Here is a 453-nt window from a genome sequence, read left to right on the forward strand (position 1 = left end):
CCGCACTCCACTCTGGGCCGGCCTCCCCGCCCCCTCCGTCGGCCCGGCAGCTCCAGCATGCGGGCGGACGGCCGACGCGCGGGTCATCCGATCGGTCGATACGCCCCGCTCGGCCGCGGGTTCGGATACCGTCATGCGGATTCCTGGGCTCCCGTTCCCGCCGGAGACCTCCGGCCGGTCCATGGCGGGCGAGGACGCCGCCGACACCGACAGGAAGCAGGCCACCGCATGACCCTCGTGGCGATCGTCAACCCCAACACCGACGAGGCGACGACCCGGATGATGGCCGCCATCGCCCGCCGCACCCTGCGCGCGGAGGACGGCTACGAGGTCCGCGGCGTCACCGTCGCGGGGGGCCCCCCCCGGCGCCTGGGCGAGGGGGTGCGGCGGGCCCCCGGCCGGCCCCCCGCCGCCCCGCGCCCCCCCCCCCGCGCGGGGGCGGGCGGTGGGGGC

At 79.2% G+C, this 453-nt stretch carries 1 pseudogene; it reads left to right on the plus strand.

Going from position 1 to position 453, the window contains the following annotated elements:
- Positions 1-228: 228 nt before the first annotated feature.
- Positions 229-453 (plus strand): annotated as a pseudogene (locus ACFW1I_RS32075) (hypothetical protein); the annotation flags it as partial.

The organism is Streptomyces sp. NPDC058955, assembly GCF_042741435.1.
Classification (GTDB): Bacteria; Actinomycetota; Actinomycetes; order Streptomycetales; family Streptomycetaceae; genus Streptomyces.